26 protein-coding genes and 1 riboswitch are annotated in these 24,687 nt (G+C 42.0%); of the genes, 24 read left to right on the forward strand and 2 right to left on the reverse strand.

The annotated features are described in order from the left end of the window. Window positions 1–21: 21 nt before the first annotated feature. Complete coding sequence (locus JQ843_RS00305; protein ID WP_203212608.1) at window positions 22–699, reverse strand: DUF1129 domain-containing protein; 678 nt, start codon at window positions 697–699, stop codon at window positions 22–24. An 11-nt stretch (window positions 700–710) separates the two neighbouring features. Further along, window positions 711–1,655, reverse strand: coding sequence for a magnesium transporter CorA family protein (locus JQ843_RS00310; protein WP_000815623.1), 945 nt, complete (start codon window positions 1,653–1,655; stop codon window positions 711–713). A 131-nt stretch (window positions 1,656–1,786) separates the two neighbouring features. Here JQ843_RS00310 and uvrA point away from each other — a divergent pair, with 131 nt between their 5' ends. The 24 genes from uvrA to rpsC all read left to right on the forward strand — a co-directional run bounded on the left by uvrA (window position 1,787) and on the right by rpsC (window position 24,685). Further along, a complete protein-coding gene (gene uvrA, locus JQ843_RS00315; RefSeq protein WP_203212609.1) occupies window positions 1,787–4,618 on the forward strand; it encodes an excinuclease ABC subunit UvrA in 2,832 nt (943 codons plus the stop codon). Further along, window positions 4,611–5,672: a M24 family metallopeptidase gene (locus JQ843_RS00320; RefSeq protein ID WP_001042845.1), complete on the forward strand. Its 1,062-nt coding sequence runs from the start codon at window positions 4,611–4,613 to the stop codon at window positions 5,670–5,672. The genes uvrA and JQ843_RS00320 overlap by 8 nt, the downstream gene beginning before the upstream one ends. Before the next feature lie 57 nt (window positions 5,673–5,729). After that, window positions 5,730–5,880, forward strand: a riboswitch (M-box (ykoK) riboswitch). A gap of 194 nt (window positions 5,881–6,074) precedes the next feature. Further along, the gene (gene mgtA, locus JQ843_RS00325) at window positions 6,075–8,735 is read left to right on the forward strand and encodes a magnesium-translocating P-type ATPase (RefSeq protein ID WP_203212610.1); all 2,661 of its coding nucleotides are present in this window, start codon (window positions 6,075–6,077) and stop codon (window positions 8,733–8,735) included. Between the two features lie 135 nt (window positions 8,736–8,870). Further along, window positions 8,871–9,269, forward strand: coding sequence for a transcriptional regulator Spx (gene spx / locus JQ843_RS00330; protein WP_000591165.1), 399 nt, complete (start codon window positions 8,871–8,873; stop codon window positions 9,267–9,269). 63 nt (window positions 9,270–9,332) lie between these two features. Further along, window positions 9,333–9,902 carry an SP0191 family lipoprotein gene (locus JQ843_RS00335; protein WP_000725153.1) on the forward strand — a complete coding sequence of 190 codons (570 nt, stop codon included), beginning with the start codon at window positions 9,333–9,335 and terminating at the stop codon, window positions 9,900–9,902. An 86-nt stretch (window positions 9,903–9,988) separates the two neighbouring features. Then, window positions 9,989–10,255, forward strand: coding sequence for an IreB family regulatory phosphoprotein (locus JQ843_RS00340; protein WP_000507059.1), 267 nt, complete (start codon window positions 9,989–9,991; stop codon window positions 10,253–10,255). A gap of 3 nt (window positions 10,256–10,258) precedes the next feature. Further along, a complete protein-coding gene (gene ruvX / locus JQ843_RS00345; protein ID WP_033628869.1) occupies window positions 10,259–10,678 on the forward strand; it encodes a Holliday junction resolvase RuvX in 420 nt (139 codons plus the stop codon). A 15-nt stretch (window positions 10,679–10,693) separates the two neighbouring features. After that, a complete protein-coding gene (locus JQ843_RS00350) occupies window positions 10,694–10,999 on the forward strand; it encodes a DUF1292 domain-containing protein (protein ID WP_000017620.1) in 306 nt (101 codons plus the stop codon). Window positions 11,000–11,207: 208 nt separating this feature from the next. Next, complete coding sequence (locus JQ843_RS00355) at window positions 11,208–12,458, forward strand: folylpolyglutamate synthase/dihydrofolate synthase family protein (protein WP_203212611.1); 1,251 nt, start codon at window positions 11,208–11,210, stop codon at window positions 12,456–12,458. Between the two features lie 84 nt (window positions 12,459–12,542). Beyond that, complete coding sequence (locus tag JQ843_RS00360; RefSeq protein ID WP_203212612.1) at window positions 12,543–13,007, forward strand: SP_0198 family lipoprotein; 465 nt, start codon at window positions 12,543–12,545, stop codon at window positions 13,005–13,007. Window positions 13,008–13,261: 254 nt separating this feature from the next. Further along, window positions 13,262–14,794, forward strand: coding sequence for a cardiolipin synthase (gene cls / locus JQ843_RS00365; protein ID WP_084930660.1), 1,533 nt, complete (start codon window positions 13,262–13,264; stop codon window positions 14,792–14,794). A 254-nt stretch (window positions 14,795–15,048) separates the two neighbouring features. Next, entirely contained in the window at window positions 15,049–16,599 is a 1,551-nt protein-coding gene (locus JQ843_RS00370; RefSeq protein ID WP_024056946.1) for a hypothetical protein, read from the forward strand. 119 nt (window positions 16,600–16,718) lie between these two features. Then, a complete protein-coding gene (gene nrdD, locus JQ843_RS00375; protein WP_203212613.1) occupies window positions 16,719–18,926 on the forward strand; it encodes an anaerobic ribonucleoside-triphosphate reductase in 2,208 nt (735 codons plus the stop codon). A gap of 11 nt (window positions 18,927–18,937) precedes the next feature. Then, window positions 18,938–19,078 (forward strand): hypothetical protein, encoded by a 141-nt coding sequence (locus JQ843_RS00380; protein ID WP_000521618.1) that lies wholly within the window; start codon window positions 18,938–18,940, stop codon window positions 19,076–19,078. A gap of 43 nt (window positions 19,079–19,121) precedes the next feature. Further along, window positions 19,122–19,628 carry a GNAT family N-acetyltransferase gene (locus tag JQ843_RS00385; protein WP_203212614.1) on the forward strand — a complete coding sequence of 169 codons (507 nt, stop codon included), beginning with the start codon at window positions 19,122–19,124 and terminating at the stop codon, window positions 19,626–19,628. Continuing rightward, on the forward strand, window positions 19,621–20,211 hold the full coding sequence (gene nrdG / locus JQ843_RS00390; RefSeq protein ID WP_203212615.1) for an anaerobic ribonucleoside-triphosphate reductase activating protein: 591 nt from the start codon (window positions 19,621–19,623) through the stop codon (window positions 20,209–20,211). The genes JQ843_RS00385 and nrdG overlap by 8 nt, the downstream gene beginning before the upstream one ends. Window positions 20,212–20,464: 253 nt before the next feature. Next, the gene (gene rpsJ / locus JQ843_RS00395) at window positions 20,465–20,773 is read left to right on the forward strand and encodes a 30S ribosomal protein S10 (RefSeq protein ID WP_001284513.1); all 309 of its coding nucleotides are present in this window, start codon (window positions 20,465–20,467) and stop codon (window positions 20,771–20,773) included. An 83-nt stretch (window positions 20,774–20,856) separates the two neighbouring features. After that, entirely contained in the window at window positions 20,857–21,483 is a 627-nt protein-coding gene (rplC, locus tag JQ843_RS00400) for a 50S ribosomal protein L3 (RefSeq protein ID WP_000160197.1), read from the forward strand. 24 nt (window positions 21,484–21,507) lie between these two features. Then, window positions 21,508–22,131 carry a 50S ribosomal protein L4 gene (rplD, locus tag JQ843_RS00405; RefSeq protein WP_000024549.1) on the forward strand — a complete coding sequence of 208 codons (624 nt, stop codon included), beginning with the start codon at window positions 21,508–21,510 and terminating at the stop codon, window positions 22,129–22,131. Then, window positions 22,131–22,427, forward strand: a complete 297-nt coding sequence (locus tag JQ843_RS00410) for a 50S ribosomal protein L23 (RefSeq protein ID WP_001055347.1) — start codon at window positions 22,131–22,133, stop codon at window positions 22,425–22,427. Before rplD ends, JQ843_RS00410 begins: the two co-directional genes overlap by 1 nt. 17 nt (window positions 22,428–22,444) lie before the next feature. Then, on the forward strand, window positions 22,445–23,278 hold the full coding sequence (rplB, locus tag JQ843_RS00415; RefSeq protein ID WP_000512911.1) for a 50S ribosomal protein L2: 834 nt from the start codon (window positions 22,445–22,447) through the stop codon (window positions 23,276–23,278). A 103-nt stretch (window positions 23,279–23,381) separates the two neighbouring features. Beyond that, window positions 23,382–23,663, forward strand: a complete 282-nt coding sequence (rpsS, locus tag JQ843_RS00420; protein ID WP_000533766.1) for a 30S ribosomal protein S19 — start codon at window positions 23,382–23,384, stop codon at window positions 23,661–23,663. An 11-nt stretch (window positions 23,664–23,674) separates the two neighbouring features. Further along, a complete protein-coding gene (gene rplV, locus JQ843_RS00425) occupies window positions 23,675–24,019 on the forward strand; it encodes a 50S ribosomal protein L22 (RefSeq protein WP_000818137.1) in 345 nt (114 codons plus the stop codon). Window positions 24,020–24,031: 12 nt separating this feature from the next. Continuing rightward, a complete protein-coding gene (gene rpsC, locus JQ843_RS00430; RefSeq protein ID WP_000529936.1) occupies window positions 24,032–24,685 on the forward strand; it encodes a 30S ribosomal protein S3 in 654 nt (217 codons plus the stop codon). The last annotated feature ends 2 nt before the right edge of the window (window positions 24,686–24,687 follow it).

The following is a 24,687-nucleotide window of genomic DNA, read 5'->3' on the forward strand; positions in this document are numbered from 1 at the left end:
CATGATATGTTTCCGTTCTTCTTAATAACGTGTTGGTCCTGCACTTGCGCTGCGGATATTCAAGCGTTTCTTGAGATAGAAGCGAAGGGCTAGGAGGGCTGCTCCGATGATAGCCAATGGCAATGGAGCCAGTACTGGGTTAAGGCTAGCTGGTAGGAAGCTTGTTGCAAAGAAGACAAGCAACCAAAGGAACATAGAAGCTAGGATAACCAGTACAGATTTCCAGAAAGGTGGACGTTGACTGCGGTCCATATCTGGTCCATAGTATTGGTAAACAAAGTAGTACATCAAGTAGAAGGCAAATCCACCAACCAGTCCAACTAATAGGAGAGTGACAAATCCATAGCCGAAAGCTTGATCTGCCGCAAAGAAAGTTGTGAGGGCGCTGACGAGGGCAAAGAGGCTAGTGATGAAAAGAGCTGAGTCCATAATCATGAGTTTTGGATCATCATTTTCCTTTGGATGCTCTTTTTCATATTGCTCCTTGACAGTGAAGCTGTGCGCCCAGTGGGTCGGTGCGCCGTAGAGGGAACGAGCAGTCGTACCCTTGGCTTGCTCTTCAAGAATTTGAGGAATGGCTTCCTCAAAAATAGCCTTGATTTCAGCATCTGTTTTTCCATCTTTGATGAATTGTTGGGTAGCGATGTGGACAAACTCTTGGTTTTTCTTTGTTAATTTTTGTAGATCAATCTGAGACATAGGAACTCCTCTTAGAACCATTTTTTATGGATGAGATAGAGAGTGAGCGAGACACTCATAGCAAAGGCGATAAAGACGATTAACCAGAAGGCATTCGGCTCGCCGTTTAGGGGGATTTCATTATCCTTAAAGTTCATCCCGTAGGCAGAAAAGACCATGGTTGGAATGGACATGACGATGGTCACAAGGGCCAAGGTTTTCATGATGTTGTTCTGGTTGTTAGAAATGATAGAGGCGAAGGTCTCTGTCATAGAATGCAAGACGTTTCCATAAATGTCTGCCATCTCGATGGCCTGTTGGGTTTCAATCAGGGTGTCTTCAAGCAGGTCTTCGTCCTCAAGGTATTTCTTGATATTGCTGGTTGAGCTGGTCAATTTCTTAATCACACGCTCATTTGTTTTGAGGGAAGCCTTGAAATAGACGATGGTTTTTTCCAATTCCATGAGCTCAATCAATTCTTCATTACGAGTTGATTGATGCAGTTGACTTTCGATTTGCTCACTCTTACGGTCAATCGAACGAAGGGCTGTTAGGTAAAGCTCTGCATTGCGATAAAGAATCTGGAAGATAAAACGCGAACGCATGAAGGTATAGAAATTACGCAAACGACGGTTGATAAAGACATCGAGGACTGGTAATGGTTCCAAACAAGTAGTGATAATGGTTTCCTCGGTGATGATAATACCAAGCGGGATGGTTACGTAGTAGGTGCGGTTATTTCTTTCTTCTGTGACCGGCACGTCAACGATAATCAGGGTGTACTCGTCTTCAATTGTAATACGAGACATTTCTTCCGCATCGAGCGGTGCTCGAAGGTCGGCAATATCAATATCGAAGGCGTTAGCGATTTCGAGTGATTCATTTTGAGTCGGATTAACGAGATTGATCCAAGTACCCGGTTCAAGCGTATCGATCTCTTTAAATTCAGTTGTTGTAGAGAGAAAAACTTGTTTCATATCCCTTATCCTTTCTCATTTTTCAGATTTTTTCACACCGTACTATTATACTACAAATTCAGCCTTTTGGGTAATAGAATCTCACTTTTTTTGGTATAATGGTAAGCAATAATGGACTAGAAAGAACAAAGATGCAAGATAAAATTGTCATTCATGGGGCGCGTGCCCATAATTTAAAAAATATTGATGTGGAGATTCCGCGAGACAAGTTGGTTGTCGTGACAGGTTTGTCAGGTTCAGGGAAATCCAGTCTGGCCTTCGATACCCTCTATGCTGAGGGACAACGCCGCTATGTGGAGAGTTTGTCAGCCTATGCTCGTCAGTTTTTGGGAAATATGGAGAAGCCTGATGTAGATGCCATTGATGGCCTCAGCCCAGCTATTTCCATCGACCAGAAAACGACTAGCAAAAACCCTCGCTCGACGGTGGGAACAACGACTGAAATCAATGACTATTTGCGTCTCCTTTATGCGCGTGTGGGGACGCCTTACTGTATCAACGGGCATGGAGCTATCAAGGCCTCTTCGGTGGAGCAAATCGTGGATAAGGTTTTGGAGTTACCTGAACGCCAGCGCTTGCAGATTTTGGCCCCTGTCATCCGCAAGAAAAAAGGCCAACATAAGAGTGTTATTGAGAAGGTTCAGAAAGACGGTTATGTCCGTGTCCGTGTGGATGGGGAAGTCTATGATGTGACCGAAGTGCCAGAGTTATCTAAGAGCAAGCAACACAATATTGATGTCGTGGTTGATCGTATTGTTATCAAGGAGGGCATTCGTAGTCGTCTCTTTGATTCTATTGAGGCTGCCCTTCGTATCGCAGAAGGCTATGTCATTATCGACACCATGGACGACTCTGAGTTGTTGTTCTCTGAGCATTATGCCTGTCCAGTTTGTGGCTTTACTGTTCCAGAGTTAGAGCCTCGTCTCTTCTCCTTCAATGCTCCTTTTGGTTCTTGTAGTGAGTGTGATGGCTTGGGCATCAAGCTGGAGGTGGATACTGATTTGGTAGTGCCAGATGCCAGCAAAACCTTACGTGAGGGAGCCTTGGCTCCGTGGAATCCTATCTCATCCAACTACTATCCAAACATGCTAGAGCAGGCTATGACAGCCTTTGGAGTGGATATGGATAAGCCTTTTGAGGACTTGTCAGAAGAAGATAAGAACTTGATTCTCTACGGCTCAGATGGTAAGGAATTCCATTTCCACTATGAGAATGAATTTGGTGGCGTGCGCGATATCGATATTCCTTTTGAGGGAGTTGTTAATAATATCAAACGTCGCTACCATGAAACTAATAGTGACTACACTCGCACCCAGATGCGCCTTTACATGAATGAGCTGACCTGCGGAACCTGTCATGGTTACCGTCTCAATGACCAGGCCTTGTCTGTCCGTGTTGGTGGTGCGCAAGGACCACATATCGGAGAAATTTCAGACCTGTCTATCGCAGACCACTTGGAGTTAGTGAGCCGGTTAACCTTGTCTGAAAATGAAACTATTATTGCTCGTCCCATTCTCAAGGAAATCAAGGACCGTTTGACCTTCCTTAATAACGTGGGTCTTAACTATCTGACTCTGTCTCGTTCGGCAGGAACCCTTTCAGGTGGGGAAAGTCAGCGTATTCGCTTGGCGACCCAGATTGGTTCTAACCTATCAGGTGTTCTTTATATTCTAGACGAGCCGTCAATCGGTCTTCACCAGAGGGATAATGACCGTCTGATTGCCAGTCTCAAAAAGATGCGTGACTTGGGCAATACTCTTATCGTGGTGGAACATGACGAAGATACCATGCGTGAGGCTGATTATCTGATTGACGTTGGTCCTGGTGCGGGTGTTTTTGGTGGGGAGATTGTTGCGGCAGGTACGCCCAAACAGGTAGCTCGTAACAGTAAGTCTATCACAGGCCAGTACTTGTCAGGCAAACGTGCCATTCCAGTACCAGAAGAACTCCGTGTTGGTAATGGTCGTTTTATCGAGGTGACGGGAGCGCGTGAGAACAACCTGCAAAATGTCACAGCTCGCTTCCCACTAGGAAAATTCATCGCAGTGACAGGGGTGTCGGGCTCAGGGAAATCGACCCTAATCAATAGCATTCTCAAAAAAGCTATTGCCCAGAAGCTCAACCGCAATTCAGACAAACCTGGTAAGTTTAAAACGATTACAGGGATTGAGCATGTAGACCGCTTGATTGATATTGATCAGAGCCCTATCGGACGAACGCCGAGGTCTAACCCTGCTACCTATACGGGAGTTTTTGACGATATACGTGACCTCTTTGCCCAGACAAATGAGGCTAAGATTCGTGGTTACAAAAAGGGACGTTTCAGTTTCAATGTCAAGGGTGGTCGTTGTGAAGCCTGCTCAGGTGACGGGATTATCAAGATTGAGATGCACTTCTTGCCAGATGTTTACGTGGCTTGTGAAGTCTGCCACGGGACTCGCTACAATAGTGAAACCCTAGAAGTTCATTACAAGGAAAAGAATATCTCGCAGGTCTTGGACATGACTGTCAATGATGCGGTGGAATTTTTCCAACACATTCCGAAAATTCAACGCAAACTTCAGACCATCAAGGATGTAGGGCTAGGCTATGTGACGCTAGGTCAACCAGCTACCACTCTTTCTGGGGGAGAAGCCCAGCGTATGAAGCTGGCTAGCGAACTCCACAAACGCTCGACAGGCAAGTCATTCTATATTCTGGATGAACCGACGACAGGACTCCATACAGAGGATATCGCTCGCTTGCTCAAGGTTTTAGCTCGCTTTGTTGACGATGGCAATACAGTCCTTGTTATCGAGCACAATTTAGACGTTATCAAGACAGCAGACCATATTATTGACTTGGGACCTGAGGGCGGTGTCGGTGGTGGAACCATCATCGCAACAGGAACTCCAGAAGAAGTAGCGGCCAATGAAGCCAGCTACACAGGACAGTATTTGAAAGGAAAGTTACATCATGAATAAACGTGTACAAGCATTTCTAGCTAAAATGCAAGAAAAAGAACTAGATGGCATCATCATCAATAACCTTAAAAACGTCTATTACCTTACTGGTTTTTGGGGCTCAAACGGAACAGTCTTTATCAGCCGTGACCGTCAGGTCTTGGTGACAGACTCTCGCTATATCATTGCAGCTAAGCAAGAAACCAGTGGCTTTGAGATTGTGGCAGACCGTGATGAATTGGCTGTCATTGCAGGAATTGTCAAGGACATGGGCTTGTCTCGTATCGGTTTTGAAGATGAGATTTCAGTGTCTTATTATCACCGTATGCAGGCAACCTTTGAAGGAATTGACTTGCTTCCACAAACTCAGTTTGTCGAAGGTCTTCGAATGATTAAGGACGAGGCAGAGATTGCAGCTATTCGCAAGGCTTGTTCTATCTCAGACCAAGCTTTCCGCGATGCGCTTGACTTTATCAAACCAGGAAAGACTGAGATTGAGATTGCCAACTTCCTTGACTTCCGTATGCGTGAGTTGGGAGCATCTGGCTTGTCTTTTGATACGATTCTAGCTAGTGGTATCAACTCTTCCAAACCTCATGCTCATCCTATGCACAAACCAGTGGAGCTGGGAGAAGCCATTACTATGGACTTCGGTTGCCTTTATGACCACTATGTCAGTGATATGACACGGACTATCTATCTGGGGCATGTCAGCGACGAGCAGGCGGAGATTTACAATACGGTTCTCAAAGCCAACCAAGCCTTGATTGACCAGGCTAAGGCAGGATTAGGTTTCCGAGACTTTGACAAAATCCCTCGTGATATTATTATCGAGGCGGGCTATGGCGACTACTTTACCCACGGTATTGGACACGGTATTGGGCTGGATATTCATGAGGAACCTTACTTTAGCCAAACTTCTACAGAAATTATTAAGGCAGGTATGGCCTTAACCGATGAACCAGGTATCTATATAGAAGGCAAATACGGTGTTCGTATCGAGGATGATATCTTGATTACAGAGACCGGTTGTGAATTGTTGACCCTAGCTCCAAAAGAGTTGATAGTTATCTAAGAGTTAAACAACTCAAATGATTGACTTTTAAATTTTAAAGGTTTATACTGAAAAACGAAAACGGTAGGTGAGGCTACCATAGGGATACGGATGACTACCGCAAAGCAGTGGAGACACTACTCGTTGGTCAACAGTCCTGGTCGCGAAGGCCAAGACTAAGCTCATTACATTGCCCTATGGAGTTAAAGCTTGAACGAAAAACAGATAATTAGTTTTTTAATCCTGCCATTTTATGGTGGGATTTTCTACTGTTTAAATCAAAGAAAGGAGATAGACGATGCAAATTGACGATCATCCGGAACCGCACATACACAGCCAATCGCTGATTTGTGTCATTCTGCCCTTATAAAGTGATTGGTCTCTGTGTATGAAACACATCATTCATACAGATAGGAGAAACCAATGAAAACTACAAAAGAAAGATTAGCAACAGCTATTCATACATCTTTAAACGAAACTCTATCTTTTTATAAGACAAGTCTAACAGGCTTGACTGAGGAGCAGGTGGAGAAAAATCGTGACCTATATGGCGAAAATACCATCACAAAGGGTCAAGAAGAAAGTATCCTCAAAAAGATTTACGAATCCATTATCAATCCTTTTACGATCATCTTACTGGTCATCGCCGTGATTTCCTTGGTGACCAATGTCTGGTTGGCAAAACCAGGTCAAGAAGATCCGACAACTTCCATTATCATCGTTGTCCTAGTCCTCATTTCTGGTGGCATACGCTTTGTCCAAGAACTCCGTAGTGATAAGGCTGCGACTAATCTATCAAAAATGATTGTCAACACAGCGACTGTCATTCGTCAAGGAGAAATCCAAGAAGTACCTATCGATGATTTGGTAGTGGGTGACGTGGTTAAATTAAGCGCTGGAGACATGATTCCAGCAGATCTTCTTTTGTTTGAGTCGCGCGATTTCTTTGTACAACAGTCGGGCTTGACAGGTGAAAGTGAATCGGTTGAAAAATTGGCCTTGACCAAGGCAACAGTTCAACAATCTGATAGTCTGCTAGAAGCAGAAGCGCTCGCCTTTATGGGAACCAATGTCTTATCTGGTAGTGCCAAGGCCGTGGTTTTAGCAGTTGGTGATGATACCATGATGGGAGCCATTGAGCAGACTTTGAACACCTATGAAGAGCCTACTTCGTTTGAGCGGGAGATGAATAGTATTTCGTGGCTCTTGATTCGTTTGATGCTGGTCATGGTGCCCATCGTTTTCTTGTCCAATGGTTTAACAGATGGTGACTGGCTGGAAGCTGGCGTATTTGCTTTGAGTGTTGGTGTCGGATTAACACCTGAGATGCTTCCTATGATTATCACGGCCAGTCTAGCAAAAGGCTCCATCATTATGGCCAAGGAAAAAGTGGTTATCAAGAAACTCAATGCCATACAGGACTTAGGGGCGATTGATATTTTGTGTACAGATAAGACAGGAACTCTAACCCAAGACGAAATTGTCCTTGAATATCCCTTGGACATCCACGGACGCTTGGATTTGACCGTCTTGAGACGAGCTTATCTCAATTCTTATTTTCAAACGGGCTTGAAAAATTTGATGGACAGAGCTATCATCAAACGGACTGAAAAGGAAGCCAAAGAACACACCCTCTTACAAAATCTGGATCAAACTTTTCAAAAAATAGATGAGCTTCCCTTTGATTTTGAACGTAGACGGATGAGTGTTATCGTTAAGGATGAACACGAAGTTGTTAGTTTGGTAACCAAGGGTGCCCTAGAGGAAATGTTGACGATTTCCAGTTATGCGGAATATCAAGGAGTGATTACTCCCTTGACAGATGTTATTAGAGAAGAAATTTTAGCAGAAGTCCGACAACTAAATCAACAAGGTTTACGTGTCTTGGGAGTGGCCTATAAGTCAGGTTTGAGGGAAGGTCATGCCTATACAGTTGATGATGAAGGGGATATGATTCTAACTGGTTATTTAGCCTTCCTAGATCCTCCTAAACCATCTGCAGCACCAGCAATTAAGGCTCTGTTAGAACATGGAGTTCAAACAAAAATTTTGACGGGAGACAACGAAAAAGTTACCCAAGCAGTCTGTGAAAAGGTTGGTTTGGATATCAATCAGATGCTGTTAGGATCTGAAATTGATCAGATGAGTAATCAAGAATTGGCTCAAGCCGTGGAGGAGGTAACAGTCTTTGCCAAACTTTCTCCTGACCAAAAAGCAAGGATTATTTTGCAATTTAAGGCTAATGGTCATGCTGTTGGCTATATGGGAGATGGAATCAATGATGCTCCTTCTATGAAAGTTGCAGATGTGGGGATTTCTGTTGACACAGCGGTAGATATTGCCAAAGAAACAGCTGATGTTATCCTACTTGATAAGGATCTCATGGTGCTTGAAAAAGGACTGGTTGAAGGTCGTAAGGTCTATGCCAATATGACCAAATATATCAAAATGACAGTGAGTTCTAATTTTGGAAATATCTTATCCTTATTGGTCTCTGGGATCTTTTTACCATTTTTACCGATGGCGCCAGTCCATTTGATTATCTTAAATCTAGTCTATGATTTGTCTTGTATTGCCTTGCCTTTTGACAAGGTGGATAAAGATTTTTTGAGAAATCCGCATACCTGGGAAGCTAAGTCCATCACACGTTTCATGGTTTGGATGGGGCCTATTTCTTCTGCCTTTGATATTTTGACCTTTATTTTGCTCTATTTTATCATTGTACCCATGACGACAGGTCAAGCCTATGTCCATGGAGCGGAGTCTGCCGTAGGATTTATTGTCTTGTTTCAGACAGGTTGGTTTATCGAGTCCATGTGGTCACAGACCATGGTTATTCATATGTTGCGTTCAGCCAAAATTCCCTTTTTACAAAGTCGTCCAGCTTGGCTAGTCCTTGTGACAACCTTATTGGCTGCAGCCTTTGTGACCTTCCTTCCCTACAGTCCACTCGCAATCCTACTTCATCTAACTCCATTAAAACCGATTTATTTCATCTTTTTGCTTTTCATCATTATTTTGTATATGATTAGCGTGACAATTGTGAAAAAAATCTATATCAAGAAATATCAAGAATGGCTGTAAATTTCATTTTGTCAAGAAAAAAGTACGAAAATGACGAAAAAAGTCAAAAAAATTTAAAAATAGGTCGCAAGTCGGATGTTTTTTATGGTATAATAGACTAAACTGATAGTAACATGTAGCGAAAGGGGTAGGTACATGATTAAAATTTATACAGTCTCAAGTTGTACTAGCTGTAAAAAAGCAAAAACCTGGCTCAATGCCCACCAGTTAAGTTATAAAGAACAAAACCTTGGTAAAGAAGGAATTACGAGAGAAGAATTACTGGATATTCTAACCAAAACAGATAACGGAATAGCCAGCATCGTTTCATCTAAAAATCGCTATGCCAAAGCCCTTGGAGTGGATATTGAAGATTTGAGTGTCAACGAAGTCCTCAATCTGATTATGGAAACACCGAGAATTTTAAAGAGCCCAATCCTTGTAGATGAAAAACGCCTGCAAGTTGGCTATAAGGAAGATGATATTCGTGCCTTCCTACCACGCTCTGTCCGTAATGTAGAAAATGCAGAAGCACGTTTGCGTGCAGCTCTATAAACATCAAGGCTGGGAGCAACTCCCAGTCTTATTTTAATTTAAAAAAAAAGAAAGAAGAAAGAAATGAAAAAAATAGTTCTTGTTAGTCTAGCTTTCCTTTTTGTCCTGGTTGGTTGCGGACAGAAAAAAGAAACTGGAACAGCTACAAAAACAGAAAAGGATACGCTTCAGTCGGCATTGCCAGTTATTGAGAATGCTGAGAAGAATACAGTTGTGACCAAGACTTTGGTCTTGCCCAAGTCAGATGATGGTAGCCAGCAAACCCAAACCATTACATACAAGGACAAGACTTTTTTGAGCTTAACGATTCAACAAAAACGTCCAGTTTCAGATGAGTTGAAGACTTATATCGACCAACATGGAGTGGAAGAAACTCAAAAAGCTCTTCTCGAGGCAGAGGAGAAGGATGAGGCTATTATAGAAGCTCGTAAATTAGCAGGATTTAAGCTTGAAACTAAACTATTGAGTGCAACAGAACTTCAAACAACGACTAGTTTTGATTTTCAAGTTTTGGATGTCAAGAAGGCTTCTCAGTTAGAATATTTGAAGAATATTGGTTTAGAAAATCTCTTGAAGAATGAACCAAGCAAATATATTTCAGACAGATTGGCAAATGGCGCGACAGAACAGTAGAAAATCCAAATAAATAGACTGCCTGAATTGTAGAACGTAAGGAATTATGCTATAATGGTACTATTCTAAGGAAAGAGGGTGTTAGAATGGGATTTACTGAAGAAACAGTACGTTTTAAATTGGACGATTCCAATAAAAAAGAAATTAGCGAAACTCTGACTGATGTTTATGCTTCGTTGAACGATAAGGGCTACAACCCGATTAACCAAATCGTAGGTTACGTATTGAGTGGAGACCCTGCCTACGTTCCTCGTTATAATAATGCACGAAATCAAATCCGTAAGTATGAGCGTGATGAAATCGTTGAGGAATTAGTCCGCTACTACCTTAAAGGACAAGGAGTCGATCTATAACCTATGAGAATTATGGGATTGGACGTCGGTTCAAAAACGGTAGGGGTGGCGATTAGCGATCCGCTTGGTTTTACAGCTCAAGGACTTGAAATCATCCAAATCAATGAGGAGCAAGGTCAATTTGGTTTTGACCGCGTTAAGGAGTTGGTTGATACTTACAAGGTGGAACGATTTGTAGTGGGCTTACCTAAAAATATGAACAATACAAGCGGACCGCGCGTGGAAGCTAGTCAGGCATACGGAGCAAAGTTAGAAGAGCTTTTTGATTTACCAGTAGACTATCAAGATGAACGCTTGACAACAGTTGCCGCAGAGCGCATGTTAATTGAGCAAGCAGATATTAGCCGTAACAAGCGCAAGAAAGTCATTGATAAGTTAGCAGCTCAGCTGATTTTACAAAATTATTTAGATAGAAAATTTTAATACAAAGGAGAGGCTATGTCACACGATCATAACCACGACCACGAAGAACGTGAATTAATCACACTAGTAGATGAGCAAGGAAACGAAACCTTGTTTGAAATCCTTTTGACGATTGATGGAAAAGAAGAATTTGGTAAAAACTATGTTCTTCTAGTACCAGTTAACGCAGAAGAAGACGAAGACGGGCAAGTTGAAATCCAAGCTTACTCATTCATCGAAAACGAAGATGGAACAGAAGGCGAATTGCAACCAATCCCAGAAGACTCGGAAGACGAATGGAACATGATTGAAGAAGTCTTCAACAGCTTTATGGAGGAGTAAAAACATCCAGTGGATGTTTTTAGCCCAGCTCTTTGTAACAAGAGAGAGCTGGTAAGTCCGGGGGATGTTTTTACCCCAAGTTAATATTCATAGTAGCTAGTTATTAGCTAACCAGGTGAGAGGTCGGGACGAAAATCCTGGCCTCGTTTTTGTTAGTTATGAGACTTTATTGAGGCAGTTGATTGAACCTGTAATTAAGGAGATGTATATGTTTGAAGTAGAAGAATGGCTCCATAGTCGGATTGGTTTGAATTTTCGATCAGGCTTGGGCCGAATGCAACAAGCGGTGGATTTGTTGGGGAATCCCGAGAAGTCTTATCCTATTATCCACGTAACAGGAACTAATGGAAAAGGATCTACCATTGCTTTTATGAGGGAGTTATTTATGGGGCATGGCAAAAAAGTTGCGACTTTCACCTCCCCTCATATCGTCTCCATCAATGACCGAATCTGCATTAATGGACAATCAATAGCTGATGCAGACTTCATCCGTGTGGCTGAGCAGGTCAAGGGGATGGAAGAGACGCTTCTGCAAACTCATGATCAATTGTCCTTTTTTGAATTGCTGACCTTGATTGCTTTCCTCTACTTTAGGGAGCAAGAGGTGGACTTGGTTTTACTAGAAGTGGGAATTGGTGGCTTACTTGACACGACCAATGTGGTAACTGGAGAGCTTGCTGTCATCACCTCCATCGGACTTGACCATCAGGAGACTCTGGGTGACAGTATAGCAGCAATTGCAGAGCAGAAAGCTGGTATTTTTAAGGCTGGTAAAAAGGCAGTGATTGCTAAGTTGCCTTCAGAAGCTAGGCTTGTTTGTCAGAAAAAAGCCGACTCTTTAGCTGTTGACCTTTATCAGGCAGGTCGGGATTTTTCAATGCTGAATGGGGATTTTTCAAGCTCTTTGGCTAACCTTTCACAGTTGAAAATAGGTTTAGAAGGAGCTTATCAGCAGGAAAATGCGGCCTTGGCGCTACAAACGTTTCTTCTTTTTATGAGGGAAGGAAAGGAAGTTGTTGATGAGCAGGTTGTAAGACAGGCTTTGGAGAAGACCCATTGGGCTGGGCGTTTGGAGCGTATTCGTCCTCAGATTTACTTGGATGGTGCTCATAACCTCCCTGCCTTGACTCGCCTGGTGGAGTTTGTCAAAGAAAAAGAGCAGGAAGGCTATCAACCTCAAATCCTATTTGGAGCCTTGAAACGGAAGGATTATCAAGGGATGTTGGCTTATCTGACTCAAAAATTGCCTCAGGTGGAACTCAAGGTGACCGGCTTTGACTATCAAGGTTCTTTGGATGACACAGATGTAACAGGTTACGATATAGTTCCTTCTTACCGAGAATTTATTAGCGATTTTGAAGAAAGAGCAGATGCCCAGGATCTGTTGTTCGTTACAGGGTCTCTCTATTTTATCTCAGAAGTACGGAACCACATACTAGGGCATGAGCAGATGAATTGACCTCCTTTTTTGAACTTGTTATACTAGGGTAACTGCCAGTTAGGAGGAAATTTCTCTAAATTGGTAGCAGAAAGGAAATTCATCATGAAATTAAAAAGATTCACACTTTCTCTTGCTTCTCTAGCAAGTCTTAGTCTCTTAGTAGCTTGTTCACAAAGAGTTCAACAACCAGCAACTCACTCGCAAACACAACAAACACAACAAACTCAGCAATCACAACCTGCTGCTTCATCTTCTACAGAAAATACAAACCAGGCAACGACAAGTTCTTCACAAAATGCGCCTGAGGCTCAACCAATTAATATTGATGGAACTTATACTGGTCAGGATGAAGGAGACCGTATCACTTTAGTGGTAACTGGAATAACTGGTACTTGGACTCAGGTAGAAACTGACGGGGAACAAGAAATCAAGCAGGTTAGCTTCGATGCCGCTAATCAACGTATGATTATTGGGGATGATGTCAAGATTTATGCAATCAATGGAAATCAGATGATTATTGACGATATGGATAGAGAAGCGTCTGATCGCATTGTTTTATCAAAATAGACTAGAAAGAGACTGGATTTTTCGGTCTCTTTTGCTTTTGCTCAGAAAAATGATTATAAATACTTGCCTTTTACCGAATACCTGCGTTATACTAGTATTAATTACCTGTTTTTAGCATTCATACTCTTCGAAAATCTCTTCAAACCACGTCAGCTTCCATCTGCAACCTCAAAACAGTGTTTTGAGCAACCTGCGACTAGCTTCCTAGTTTGCTCTTTGCTTTTCATTGAGTATCAAAATATCAAGGAGGGGATATGAAATATAGAAAATTTCAATTATTGATGTCCAAGTATGGCTTTAGTCTTTCGATTATGCTACTTGAACTTTGTCTTGTTTTTGGTCTCTTTCTTTATTTAGGGCGCATGGCCCCCATTCTATGGGTAATTATCTTAATTTTTATGAGTATAGCGACTGTTGTCGCAATTGTCAATCGCTCAATGGCGCCTGAAAGCAAAGTAATGTGGTTAGTGGTAACTTTTGTTCCTGTCATTGGCCCCTTGCTCTATCTGATGTTTGGTGAAAGGCGATTGTCCAAAAAAGAAATTAAGCAGTTGGACAAACTGGCTTCCATGCATTTTCGGGAGGATAACAGTAAACCTCTCCGCCAGAAATTGAAGGAAGATGATAAGGCGGCTTACGGAGTTATCAAATCGTTGTTGAGTATGGATAGCAATGCCGACGTCTATGATCGAACGGATACACAATTTTTTGCATCTGGTGAAAGCATGTGGCAACATATGCTGGAAGATCTCAAGAAAGCTGAAAAGTTTATCTTTCTAGAGTATTATATTGTCGAAGAAGGTTTGATGTGGAATAGCATACTAGATATACTAGAGCAAAAGGCAGCTCAGGGTGTAGAGATCAAGATGCTCTATGATGATATTGGCTGTATGGCGACTTTACCTGGCGACTATACTATTCAGCTTCGTAGTCGAGGAATTGAAGCCCATAAGTTTAACAAGGTGATTCCTCGTTTGACGGTGGCTTACAACAATCGGGACCATCGTAAAATCCTTGTCATAGATGGTCAGGTAGCCTATACAGGAGGCATTAACTTAGCCGATGAGTACATCAATCATGTAGAACGCTTTGGCTACTGGAAGGACAGTGGGATTCGCATAGATGGTCCTGGTGTCAAGGTTCTAACCCGTCTCTTTTTGATGACTTGGTATATCAATCGTGGGGAAATCAGCGATTTTGACCAGTATCACTTGGAAAATCAGCCTTGTTCTGGCCAAGGGCTCTGCATTCCTTACGGTAGTGGACCCAAGCCCATCTTCCGTACCCAGGTAGGGAAAAAAGTCTATCAAAGTTTGATTAATCAGGCTACTGATTCAGTCTATATTACAACGCCCTATTTGATTATTGACTATGATTTAACCGAGAGTATTAAAAACGCGGCTATGAGGGGTGTTGATGTCCGCATCGTGACTCCTTTCATTCCAGATAAAAAATTAATCCAACTCATCACAAGAGGGGCCTATCCGGATCTTTTGTCAGCAGGAGTCAGGATTTTTGAGTATAGTCCAGGCTTTATCCACAGTAAACAAATTCTAGTGGATAAGGACTTTGCTGCAGTTGGAACGATTAATTTAGATTATAGAAGTTTGCTTCATCACTATGAAGATGCAGTTTTGCTATATAAAACGGCATCAATCACAGAGATTCAAAAAGATTTTCAGGAGATTTTTTCAGTATCTCAAGAAATTTTCCCTCATACGATAAAAAATAGCTGGTATCAAAAATTGATTAAGGAAATTGCCCAGTTATTCGCCCCTATCTTATAAGAAATCTAGGACTTAGGAAATGACTGAGTCCTCTTTTTCTTGCTTTTTACGAATAAGAAGATATAGGAGGAACGATGCTGACTCAGAAAGAATTGGATTATATCATAACATTTAAACAGACGAATTTACATCGATTTCGGGAAATTGAAACCTTTGTGAAACTATGCAAAAAATCACTCAAACACCCATCGCAAGCTGACAATTTTAGGTCTTTTTGATATACTAAGACAGATAAATTGAATAGGAGAAACGACATGGCTGTATATGGCAGAATCGAAGAAGTATCCGAAACGATACAGAGTAATGACATTGAAAATAGATTGGATAGGAACCTTGAATCTCATGTAGAAAAAGAAGAACAGGTAGCTTTCCCGTTTTTCAGACTCATCATTGGAAGTACGATTGCAACGTTTTTTTCTGTGGTGATACCTTTACTTTTAGATATGGTAAGTCCCTCTCAGGCGCAGGATTTGTATATAGGGTGGGCTTGGCATCAGGGAGGACAGCTCTACAGTAGCTATTATGCTAGTCACGGTCTTATTTATTACTTGCTACTTTACATCACCCAAGGAGGCATCCTTTTTGCCTTGGTAGAATGGCTAGCCCTCTTAGGAGGAGGTTATTTCCTCTTTTCTTCAACTGACTATCTGACGGGACAAAGGGAACAAGCCAAGCAACTCTTAACCATATTTTATATTTTGGTATCCGGTCTCGGTTTTGGAGGAGGATATGCTACGATTTTAGCTTTGCCATTTCTGTTTGCAGGATTTTCGTTCATAGCAGCTTATCTATCAAATCCTAACCATGACAAGGGATTTCTACGTCTGGGGATTTTCTTGGCCCTATCATTTTTCATAGAGCCTCTTACAAGTCTTTTCTTTATTGCAGTAGTAACGATTGGTTTATTTGTCTTTAATGTTGGGCATGGCCGCCTTGCTCATGGAGTTTATCAGTTTTTTGCAGCAGCACTTGGCTTTTCTCTCATCTTTTACCCAGTAGGATATTATGTTCTTGCTTCAGGTGGTTTTGGAGAGGCTCTAGGGAGTCTTTTATATCCGATTGATTCCCTTCAGGTCTTGAATCCTCAACTAATGGATAATGTTGTATTCTATGGTTTGTTGACCTTTGGTTTAGGAGCTCTCTTCCTTGTTTTTCTAGGATTGTTCCAATCAAAGGCATCAAGATTATATGTTATTTCAGTACCAGCTAGTTTTACTTTCTTATTTGTATTAGCCTTGTTGCTTTTTTCTCAAGAACCTCTTCACGGTTCGCGTTTGATTCTAATCCTTCCATTTTTACTCCTTCTTTTGATGACCAGTATTCGTGGGAAACATTCAGCTAGAGGAGCTCGTCGTCGGAGAAGAGAGGAAGTTCCTACTCTATGGAAAAAATTCATGAAAGGGAATCTCTACTTACCGATCCTAGTGGTGGTTTATCTGATTGCAATTCCTTTTGTAGCTCGTTTTGTCTTGCATCCAGCTTCTTATAGAGAACAACATCAAGTGGTAGATAGAGTCAAACAAGAGACGAGTGATGGTGACCAAATCTATATTTGGGATTCACATGTTCAAATGTATAAAGAAAGCCAGCGTTTGGCTGGATCCATGTTCCCATCGCCTCTTCTTTACACGAGTACAGAAGAGAATAAAACTAGTTTACTCAATGACTTGAAAGAAAACCAACCTAAGGTGATTGTGGTGAACGATAAGGTAGCAGTCTGGTCTGAAGTGGAGACACTCTTAAAAGAAAATTACCAACCAGTAAAGACTGATTACTCAGAGTTTAAAGTCTATAAAATTAAATAACTAAATCAATATCTTGTGTATTTTTAAAAATTTTAGGATTTTTAACACAAGATATTGATTTTTCTTTTTAGAGTGGTATAATACTTTTTAGAAAGAACATTTTAGAAAAGAGCATGCATATGATTGCACTAGAAGAAAAAATTACAATTTTGCCAACTCTCTTCGTTGAAAAACGAGATGGGAGACGTGTTGTATTTGATGTGGACAAGATTGACAAGGCTCTCCACAAGGCGGCTGACAAGGTTATGGATGTGACACCCCTGGTCGAAAAACGCCTCAATGCTCTGACCGAGCGAATTGTCACAGAAATTCATAGTCGCTTTCCACAGGGGGTTAAGATTTACGAAATTCAAAATATCGTAGAACATGAACTCCTTGAAGCCAAAGAATATGCGCTAGCTGAGGAGTATATTACTTATCGGACACAAAGGGATTTTGAGCGTTCAAAAGCGACAGATATCAACTTTAGCATCCATAAACTTCTCAACAAAGACCAGGCCGTTGTCAATGAAAATGCTAATAAAGACAGCGATGTCTTTAATACCCAGCGTGATTTGACGGCGGGGATTGTTGGGAAATCAATCGGACTGCAAATGCTCCCTAAGCACGTAGCCAATGCCCACCAAAAGGGGGATATCCACTATCATGATTTGGATTATAGCCCCTACACACCTATGACTAACTGCTGTTTGATTGATTTTAAAGGTATGTTGGAGAATGGCTTTAAGATTGGAAATGCAGAGGTAGAAAGTCCCAAGTCTATCCAGACTGCGACAGCTCAGATTTCTCAAATTATCGCCAACGTTGCTTCTAGCCAGTACGGTGGCTGTTCAGCTGACCGTATCGATGAAGTTTTGGCGCCTTATGCAGAGAAGAATTACCAAAAACACCTCAAAGATGCGGAAGAATGGGTCTTACCTGACAAACGGGAAGATTACGCTTGGAAGAAAACCCAAAAAGATATCTATGATGCCATGCAATCTCTCGAGTATGAAATCAACACTCTCTTCACTTCAAATGGACAAACACCTTTCACTTCGCTAGGTTTTGGTCTAGGAACCAATCGTTTTGAGCGTGAAATTCAAAAAGCTATCTTAAACATTCGCATTAAGGGCCTCGGTTCAGAACATCGTACGGCTATCTTTCCTAAACTTATTTTCACGCTTAAAAGAGGACTCAACTTAGAGGAAGGGACACCCAACTACGACATCAAGCAGTTGGCTCTAGAGTGCGCAACTAAACGGATGTACCCAGATGTTTTGTCCTATGATAAGATTGTTGAGTTGACAGGTTCTTTCAAAGTTCCTATGGGCTGTCGTTCTTTCCTTCAAGGATGGAAAGACGAGAATGGCATAGAAGTCAATTCAGGTCGCATGAACCTGGGTGTTGTGACGGTTAACCTGCCTCGCATCGCCCTCGAGTCTGAGGGAGACATGAATAAGTTCTGGGAAATCTTCAACGAGCGGATGAATATCGCTGAAGATGCTCTTGTTTATCGTGTCGAACGCACTAAAGAGGCGACACCAGCGAATGCTCCTATCCTCTATCAGTACGGTGCTTTTGGCCATCGTCTAGGTAAAGAAGAAAGTGTTGACCAGCTCTTTAAGAATCGTCGCGCAACCGTTTCGCTGGGCTATATCGGCTTGTATGAAGTAGCGACAGTTTTCTTTGGTAACAGCTGGGAAAGTAATCCAAATGCTAAGGAATTCACGCTGGATATCATTCGCGATATGAAACGCCGTGTAGAAGAGTGGTCTGACCAATATGGCTACCATTTCTCTATCTACTCAACACCATCTGAAAGTTTGACAGACCGTTTCTGCCGACTAGATACAGAGAAGTTTGGTTCTATTCCTGATATTACAGATAAGGAATACTACACCAATTCTTTCCACTACGATGTTCGTAAAAATCCAACACCGTTTGAAAAATTAGACTTTGAGAAAGTCTATCCAGAAGCAGGTGCGTCAGGTGGTTTCATCCATTACTGTGAGTATCCAGTCCTTCAGCAAAATCCAAAGGCCTTGGAAGCTGTCTGGGATTATGCCTATGACCGTGTGGGCTATCTTGGGACCAATACTCCCATAGATCGTTGCTACAAGTGTGACTTTGAAGGAGATTTTGAACCAACTGAGAGGGGCTTTGCTTGTCCTAACTGTGGGAATAGTGACCCTAAAACCGTAGATGTGGTCAAACGAACTTGTGGCTACTTAGGTAATCCTCAAGCGAGACCTATGGTCAACGGCCGTCACAAGGAAATCGCAGCGCGTGTCAAACATATGAATGGCTCAACGATTAAAATAGCTGGCCATCAAGTAACCAATTAGAAAGAAATGAAATGGGAAAATATCAATTAGACGATAAGGGTCGCGCACAAGTGACCCGTTATCACGAGAAACACTCTAAAGGTGGAGCTGGTAAGAAAGAACGTTTGCTCAACCTCAGAGAACAATTTTTAAATAAGAATAAGAAGAAATAAAAGTGAGAGTCAGCTCTCGCTTTTCTCTTAGTGGGAGGTAAGGATGGAATTACGTAGACCAAGATTAGCAGATAAAGAAACCGTTTTAGAGATGATGGCAGAGTTTGAAAAGAGCCAATCAGCCCATGATGGAGGATTTTGGGATACAGAGAACTTTGTGTATGAAGAGTGGTTGGAAACAAATATGCAAAAAGAGGTGGGAATAAACTTGCCTGAAAATCGTGTTCCTTCTATTCAATTTGTATCATTTGATGATGTAGGTCGTGCTCTAGGATTTTTGAATCTGCGATTGAGACTGAATGAGGGGTTACTGAATTATGCTGGCTACATTGGCTACTCCATTCGTCCATCAGAAAGAGGCAAGGGTTATGCTAAGGAAACTCTCCGTCAGGGCTTGCAAGTTGCTAAGGAAAAGAATATCAAGAAAGCTCTGGTGACCTGTAGCGTGAATAATCCTGCTAGCAGAGCAGTCATTTTAGCAAATGGTGGGCTCCTTGAGGATGTTCGTGATGGTGTAGAGCGTTATTGGATAGAGGTAGCGAATGAATAATCCAAAACCACAAGAATGGAAAAGCGAGGAACTCAGTCAAGGGCGTATCATTGACTACAAGGCTTTTAACTTTGTGGATGGAGAAGGTGTGCGGAATTCCCTCTATGTATCAGGCTGCATGTTTCACTGTGAGGGGTGCTATAATGTTGCGACTTGGTCTTTCAATGCAGGCATTCCTTATACAGCAGAGTTAGAAGAACAGATTATGGCAGATCTTGCCCAGCACTATGTTCAAGGCTTGACCTTACTGGGAGGGGAGCCATTCCTCAATACGGGCATTCTCTTGCCTCTCGTTAAACGCATTCGTAAGGAATTGCCAGATAAAGACATCTGGTCCTGGACGGGATATACTTGGGAAGAAATGATGTTGGAAACTCCAGATAAACTGGAACTCTTATCATTGATTGACATTCTTGTCGACGGACGATACGATCGAACTAAGAGAAATCTCATGCTCCAGTTTCGAGGTTCGTCCAATCAACGTATCATCGATGTGCAAAAATCTCTCAAAAGTGGGCAAGTAGTAATTTGGGATAAACTCAATGACGGGAAAGAAAGCTATGAACAGGTGAAGAGAGAGTAACTTTCTTCTATAAAGTACTTAAATAAATGACCTGTCAAAAAGGAAAACATTTTCATGTTAAAAATTTTAAAAAACAGCAACAAATCCCTTGCAATCGCAGGGGCTTTGTGTTATTCTATTATGGTGCTGTAAATTACAGCCTTAGCTTTGATGCAAGAGGTTGCGACACGCTCGGTTGCATTGCCACGCAACACCGCGTCGGTTTTCTTGTGGAGCTAGCCTATTATCTTAAATAGACGAAAAGGAGAAAAAGATGGCAAACAAAAAAATCCGTATCCGTTTGAAAGCTTACGAACACCGTACGCTTGACACAGCGGCTGCAAAAATCGTAGAATCAGCTACTCGTACAGGTGCACAAGTTGCGGGTCCAATCCCACTTCCAACTGAACGTAGCCTCTACACAATCATTCGTGCGACTCACAAATACAAAGACTCTCGCGAACAATTTGAAATGCGTACACACAAACGTTTGATCGATATCGTTAACCCAACTCAAAAAACAGTTGATGCTTTGATGAAATTGGATCTTCCAAGTGGTGTAAACGTAGAAATCAAACTTTAATCTAAAGCTTGATACCTTGAGCATGAAAAACGCTCGTTAAAAACTTTTTGAATAAAAAAATATAGAAAAGGAACTATTTTCTCATGACAAAAGGAATCTTAGGGAAAAAAGTGGGAATGACTCAAATCTTCACTGAAGCTGGCGAATTGATCCCTGTAACAGTTATTGAAGCAACTCCAAACGTTGTTCTTCAAGTTAAAACTGTTGAAACAGACGGATACAACGCTATCCAAGTCGGTTTCGATGACAAACGCGAAGTATTGAGCAACAAACCTGCTAAAGGACATGTAGCGAAAGCTAACACGGCTCCTAAGCGCTTCATTCGTGAATTCAAAAACGTTGAAGGCTTGGAAGTTGGTGCTGAAATTACAGTTGAAACATTCGCAGCTGGAGACGTTGTTGACGTAACTGGTACTTCTAAAGGTAAAGGTTTCCAAGGTGTTATCAAACGCCACGGACAATCACGTGGACCAATGGCTCACGGTTCACGTTACCACCGTCGTCCAGGTTCTATGGGACCTGTTGCACCTAACCGCGTATTCAAAGGTAAAAACCTTGCAGGACGTATGGGTGGCGACCGCGTAACAATTCAAAACCTTGAAGTTGTACAAGTTGTTCCAGAAAAGAACGTTATCCTTATCAAAGGTAACGTACCAGGTGCTAAGAAATCTCTTATCACTATCAAATCAGCAGTTAAAGCTGGTAAATAATAAGGAAAGGGGAATACAGTCAAAATGGCAAATGTAACATTATTCGACCAAACTGGTAAACAAGCGGGCGAAGTTGTTCTTAACGATGCAATCTTTGGTATCGAACCAAACCAATCTGTTGTGTTTGATGTGATTATCAGCCAACGTGCTAGCCTTCGTCAAGGAACTCACGCAGTTAAAAACCGCTCAGCTGTTTCAGGTGGCGGACGCAAACCATGGCGTCAAAAAGGAACTGGACGTGCTCGTCAAGGTTCTATCCGCTCTCCACAATGGCGTGGTGGTGGCATCGTCTTCGGACCAACTCCACGTAGCTATGCGTACAAACTTCCTCAAAAAGTTCGTCGCCTTGCACTTAAATCTGTTTACTCAGAAAAAGTTGCTGAAAATAAATTTGTAGCCGTTGATTCTCTTGAATTTACAGCTCCAAAAACTGCTGAATTTGCAAAAGTTCTTGCAGCTTTGAGCATCGATTCTAAAGTCCTTGTTATTCTTGAAGAAGGAAACGAATTCGCAGCTCTCTCAGCTCGTAACCTTCCAAACGTGAAAGTTGCGACTGCTACAACTGCAAGTGTTCTTGACATCGCAAATAGTGACAAACTTCTTGTTACTCAAGCAGCTATCTCTAAAATCGAGGAGGTTCTTGCATAATGAATTTGTATGATGTTATCAAAAAACCTGTAATCACTGAAAGCTCAATGGCTCAACTTGAAGCAGGAAAATATGTATTTGAAGTTGACACTCGTGCACACAAACTTTTGATCAAGCAAGCTGTTGAAGCTGCTTTCGAAGGTGTTAAAGTTGCAAATGTTAACACAATCAACGTAAAACCAAAAGCTAAACGTGTTGGACGTTACACTGGTTTTACTAACAAAACTAAAAAAGCTATCATCACACTTACAGCTGATTCTAAAGCAATCGAGTTGTTTGCTGCTGAAGCTGAATAATCTAAGGAGGAAATATCGTGGGAATTCGTGTTTATAAACCAACAACAAACGGTCGCCGTAATATGACTTCTTTGGATTTCGCTGAAATCACAACAAGCACTCCTGAAAAATCATTGCTTGTTGCATTGAAGAGCAAGGCTGGTCGTAACAACAACGGTCGTATCACAGTTCGTCACCAAGGTGGTGGACACAAACGTTTCTACCGTTTGGTTGACTTCAAACGTAACAAAGACAACGTTGAAGCAGTTGTTAAAACAATCGAGTACGATCCAAACCGTTCTGCAAACATCGCTCTTGTACACTACACTGACGGTGTGAAAGCATACATCATCGCTCCAAAAGGTCTTGAAGTAGGTCAACGTATCGTTTCAGGTCCAGAAGCAGATATCAAAGTCGGAAACGCTCTTCCACTTGCTAACATCCCAGTTGGTACTTTGATCCACAACATCGAGTTGAAACCTGGTCGTGGTGGTGAATTGGTACGTGCTGCTGGTGCATCTGCTCAAGTATTGGGTTCTGAAGGTAAATACGTTCTTGTTCGTCTTCAATCAGGTGAAGTTCGTATGATTCTTGGAACTTGCCGTGCTACAGTTGGTGTTGTCGGAAACGAACAACACGGACTTGTAAACCTTGGTAAAGCAGGACGTAGCCGTTGGAAAGGTATCCGCCCAACAGTTCGTGGTTCTGTAATGAACCCTAACGATCACCCACACGGTGGTGGTGAAGGTAAAGCACCAGTTGGTCGTAAAGCACCATCTACTCCATGGGGCAAACCTGCTCTTGGTCTTAAAACTCGTAACAAGAAAGCGAAATCTGACAAACTTATCGTTCGTCGTCGCAACGAGAAATAATATTAAACTAGTCGCTTAAGCAACTAGTAAATCCGCCAGCTCGGTAGCGCTCCATAGGAGCGCAAGCCGCTGTGGTACAACATTTAAAGGAGAAAATATAAAAATGGGACGCAGTCTTAAAAAAGGACCTTTCGTCGATGAGCATTTGATGAAAAAAGTTGAAGCTCAAGCTAACGACGAAAAGAAAAAAGTTATTAAAACTTGGTCACGTCGTTCAACGATCTTCCCAAGTTTCATTGGTTACACTATTGCAGTTTATGACGGACGTAAACACGTACCTGTTTACATCCAAGAAGACATGGTAGGTCACAAACTTGGTGAATTTGCACCAACTCGTACTTACAAAGGTCACGCTGCAGACGACAAGAAAACACGTAGAAAATAAGGAGAACATAAATGGCAGAAATTACTTCAGCTAAAGCAATGGCTCGTACAGTACGTGTTTCACCTCGTAAATCACGTCTTGTTCTTGATAACATCCGTGGTAAAAGCGTAGCCGATGCAATCGCAATCTTGACATTCACTCCAAACAAAGCCGCTGAAATCATCTTGAAAGTTTTGAACTCAGCTGTAGCTAACGCTGAAAACAACTTTGGTTTGGATAAAGCTAACTTGGTAGTATCTGAAGCATTCGCAAACGAAGGACCAACTATGAAACGTTTCCGTCCACGTGCGAAAGGTTCAGCTTCACCAATCAACAAACGTACAGCTCACATCACTGTAGCTGTTGCAGAAAAATAAGGAGGTAAAATCGTGGGTCAAAAAGTACATCCAATTGGTATGCGTGTCGGCATCATCCGTGATTGGGATGCCAAATGGTATGCTGAAAAAGAATACGCGGATTACCTTCATGAAGATCTTGCAATCCGTAAATTCGTTCAAAAAGAACTTGCTGACGCAGCAGTTTCAACTATCGAAATCGAACGCGCAGTAAACAAAGTTAACGTTTCACTTCACACTGCTAAACCAGGTATGGTTATCGGTAAAGGTGGTGCTAACGTTGATGCACTCCGTGCAAAACTTAACAAATTGACTGGAAAACAAGTACACATCAACATCATCGAAATCAAACAACCTGATTTGGATGCTCACCTTGTAGGTGAAGGTATTGCTCGTCAATTGGAGCAACGTGTTGCTTTCCGTCGTGCACAAAAACAAGCAATCCAACGTGCAATGCGTGCTGGAGCTAAAGGAATTAAAACTCAAGTATCAGGTCGTTTGAACGGTGCAGATATCGCCCGTGCTGAAGGATACTCTGAAGGAACTGTTCCACTTCACACACTTCGTGCAGATATCGATTACGCTTGGGAAGAAGCAGATACTACATACGGTAAACTTGGTGTTAAAGTATGGATCTATCGTGGTGAAGTTCTTCCAGCTCGCAAAAACACTAAAGGAGGTAAATAACC

Origin of the sequence: Streptococcus mitis, assembly GCF_905187495.1 — a bacterium.
In the GTDB taxonomy this organism is placed as follows: domain Bacteria; phylum Bacillota; class Bacilli; order Lactobacillales; family Streptococcaceae; genus Streptococcus; species Streptococcus mitis_CU.

Excerpts from the sequence above, each read along its gene's own strand:
- JQ843_RS00305 (WP_203212608.1), bottom strand. The coding sequence starts at position 699 with ATGTCTCAGATTGATCTACAAAAATTAACAAAGAAAAACCAAGAGTTT.
- JQ843_RS00310 (WP_000815623.1), bottom strand. The coding sequence starts at position 1,655 with ATGAAACAAGTTTTTCTCTCTACAACAACTGAATTTAAAGAGATCGAT.
- uvrA (WP_203212609.1), top strand. The coding sequence starts at position 1,787 with ATGCAAGATAAAATTGTCATTCATGGGGCGCGTGCCCATAATTTAAAA.
- JQ843_RS00320 (WP_001042845.1), top strand. The coding sequence starts at position 4,611 with ATGAATAAACGTGTACAAGCATTTCTAGCTAAAATGCAAGAAAAAGAA.
- mgtA (WP_203212610.1), top strand. The coding sequence starts at position 6,075 with ATGAAAACTACAAAAGAAAGATTAGCAACAGCTATTCATACATCTTTA.
- spx (WP_000591165.1), top strand. The coding sequence starts at position 8,871 with ATGATTAAAATTTATACAGTCTCAAGTTGTACTAGCTGTAAAAAAGCA.
- JQ843_RS00335 (WP_000725153.1), top strand. The coding sequence starts at position 9,333 with ATGAAAAAAATAGTTCTTGTTAGTCTAGCTTTCCTTTTTGTCCTGGTT.
- JQ843_RS00340 (WP_000507059.1), top strand. The coding sequence starts at position 9,989 with ATGGGATTTACTGAAGAAACAGTACGTTTTAAATTGGACGATTCCAAT.
- ruvX (WP_033628869.1), top strand. The coding sequence starts at position 10,259 with ATGAGAATTATGGGATTGGACGTCGGTTCAAAAACGGTAGGGGTGGCG.
- JQ843_RS00350 (WP_000017620.1), top strand. The coding sequence starts at position 10,694 with ATGTCACACGATCATAACCACGACCACGAAGAACGTGAATTAATCACA.
- JQ843_RS00355 (WP_203212611.1), top strand. The coding sequence starts at position 11,208 with ATGTTTGAAGTAGAAGAATGGCTCCATAGTCGGATTGGTTTGAATTTT.
- JQ843_RS00360 (WP_203212612.1), top strand. The coding sequence starts at position 12,543 with ATGAAATTAAAAAGATTCACACTTTCTCTTGCTTCTCTAGCAAGTCTT.
- cls (WP_084930660.1), top strand. The coding sequence starts at position 13,262 with ATGAAATATAGAAAATTTCAATTATTGATGTCCAAGTATGGCTTTAGT.
- JQ843_RS00370 (WP_024056946.1), top strand. The coding sequence starts at position 15,049 with ATGGCTGTATATGGCAGAATCGAAGAAGTATCCGAAACGATACAGAGT.
- nrdD (WP_203212613.1), top strand. The coding sequence starts at position 16,719 with ATGATTGCACTAGAAGAAAAAATTACAATTTTGCCAACTCTCTTCGTT.
- JQ843_RS00380 (WP_000521618.1), top strand. The coding sequence starts at position 18,938 with ATGGGAAAATATCAATTAGACGATAAGGGTCGCGCACAAGTGACCCGT.
- JQ843_RS00385 (WP_203212614.1), top strand. The coding sequence starts at position 19,122 with ATGGAATTACGTAGACCAAGATTAGCAGATAAAGAAACCGTTTTAGAG.
- nrdG (WP_203212615.1), top strand. The coding sequence starts at position 19,621 with ATGAATAATCCAAAACCACAAGAATGGAAAAGCGAGGAACTCAGTCAA.
- rpsJ (WP_001284513.1), top strand. The coding sequence starts at position 20,465 with ATGGCAAACAAAAAAATCCGTATCCGTTTGAAAGCTTACGAACACCGT.
- rplC (WP_000160197.1), top strand. The coding sequence starts at position 20,857 with ATGACAAAAGGAATCTTAGGGAAAAAAGTGGGAATGACTCAAATCTTC.
- rplD (WP_000024549.1), top strand. The coding sequence starts at position 21,508 with ATGGCAAATGTAACATTATTCGACCAAACTGGTAAACAAGCGGGCGAA.
- JQ843_RS00410 (WP_001055347.1), top strand. The coding sequence starts at position 22,131 with ATGAATTTGTATGATGTTATCAAAAAACCTGTAATCACTGAAAGCTCA.
- rpsS (WP_000533766.1), top strand. The coding sequence starts at position 23,382 with ATGGGACGCAGTCTTAAAAAAGGACCTTTCGTCGATGAGCATTTGATG.
- rplV (WP_000818137.1), top strand. The coding sequence starts at position 23,675 with ATGGCAGAAATTACTTCAGCTAAAGCAATGGCTCGTACAGTACGTGTT.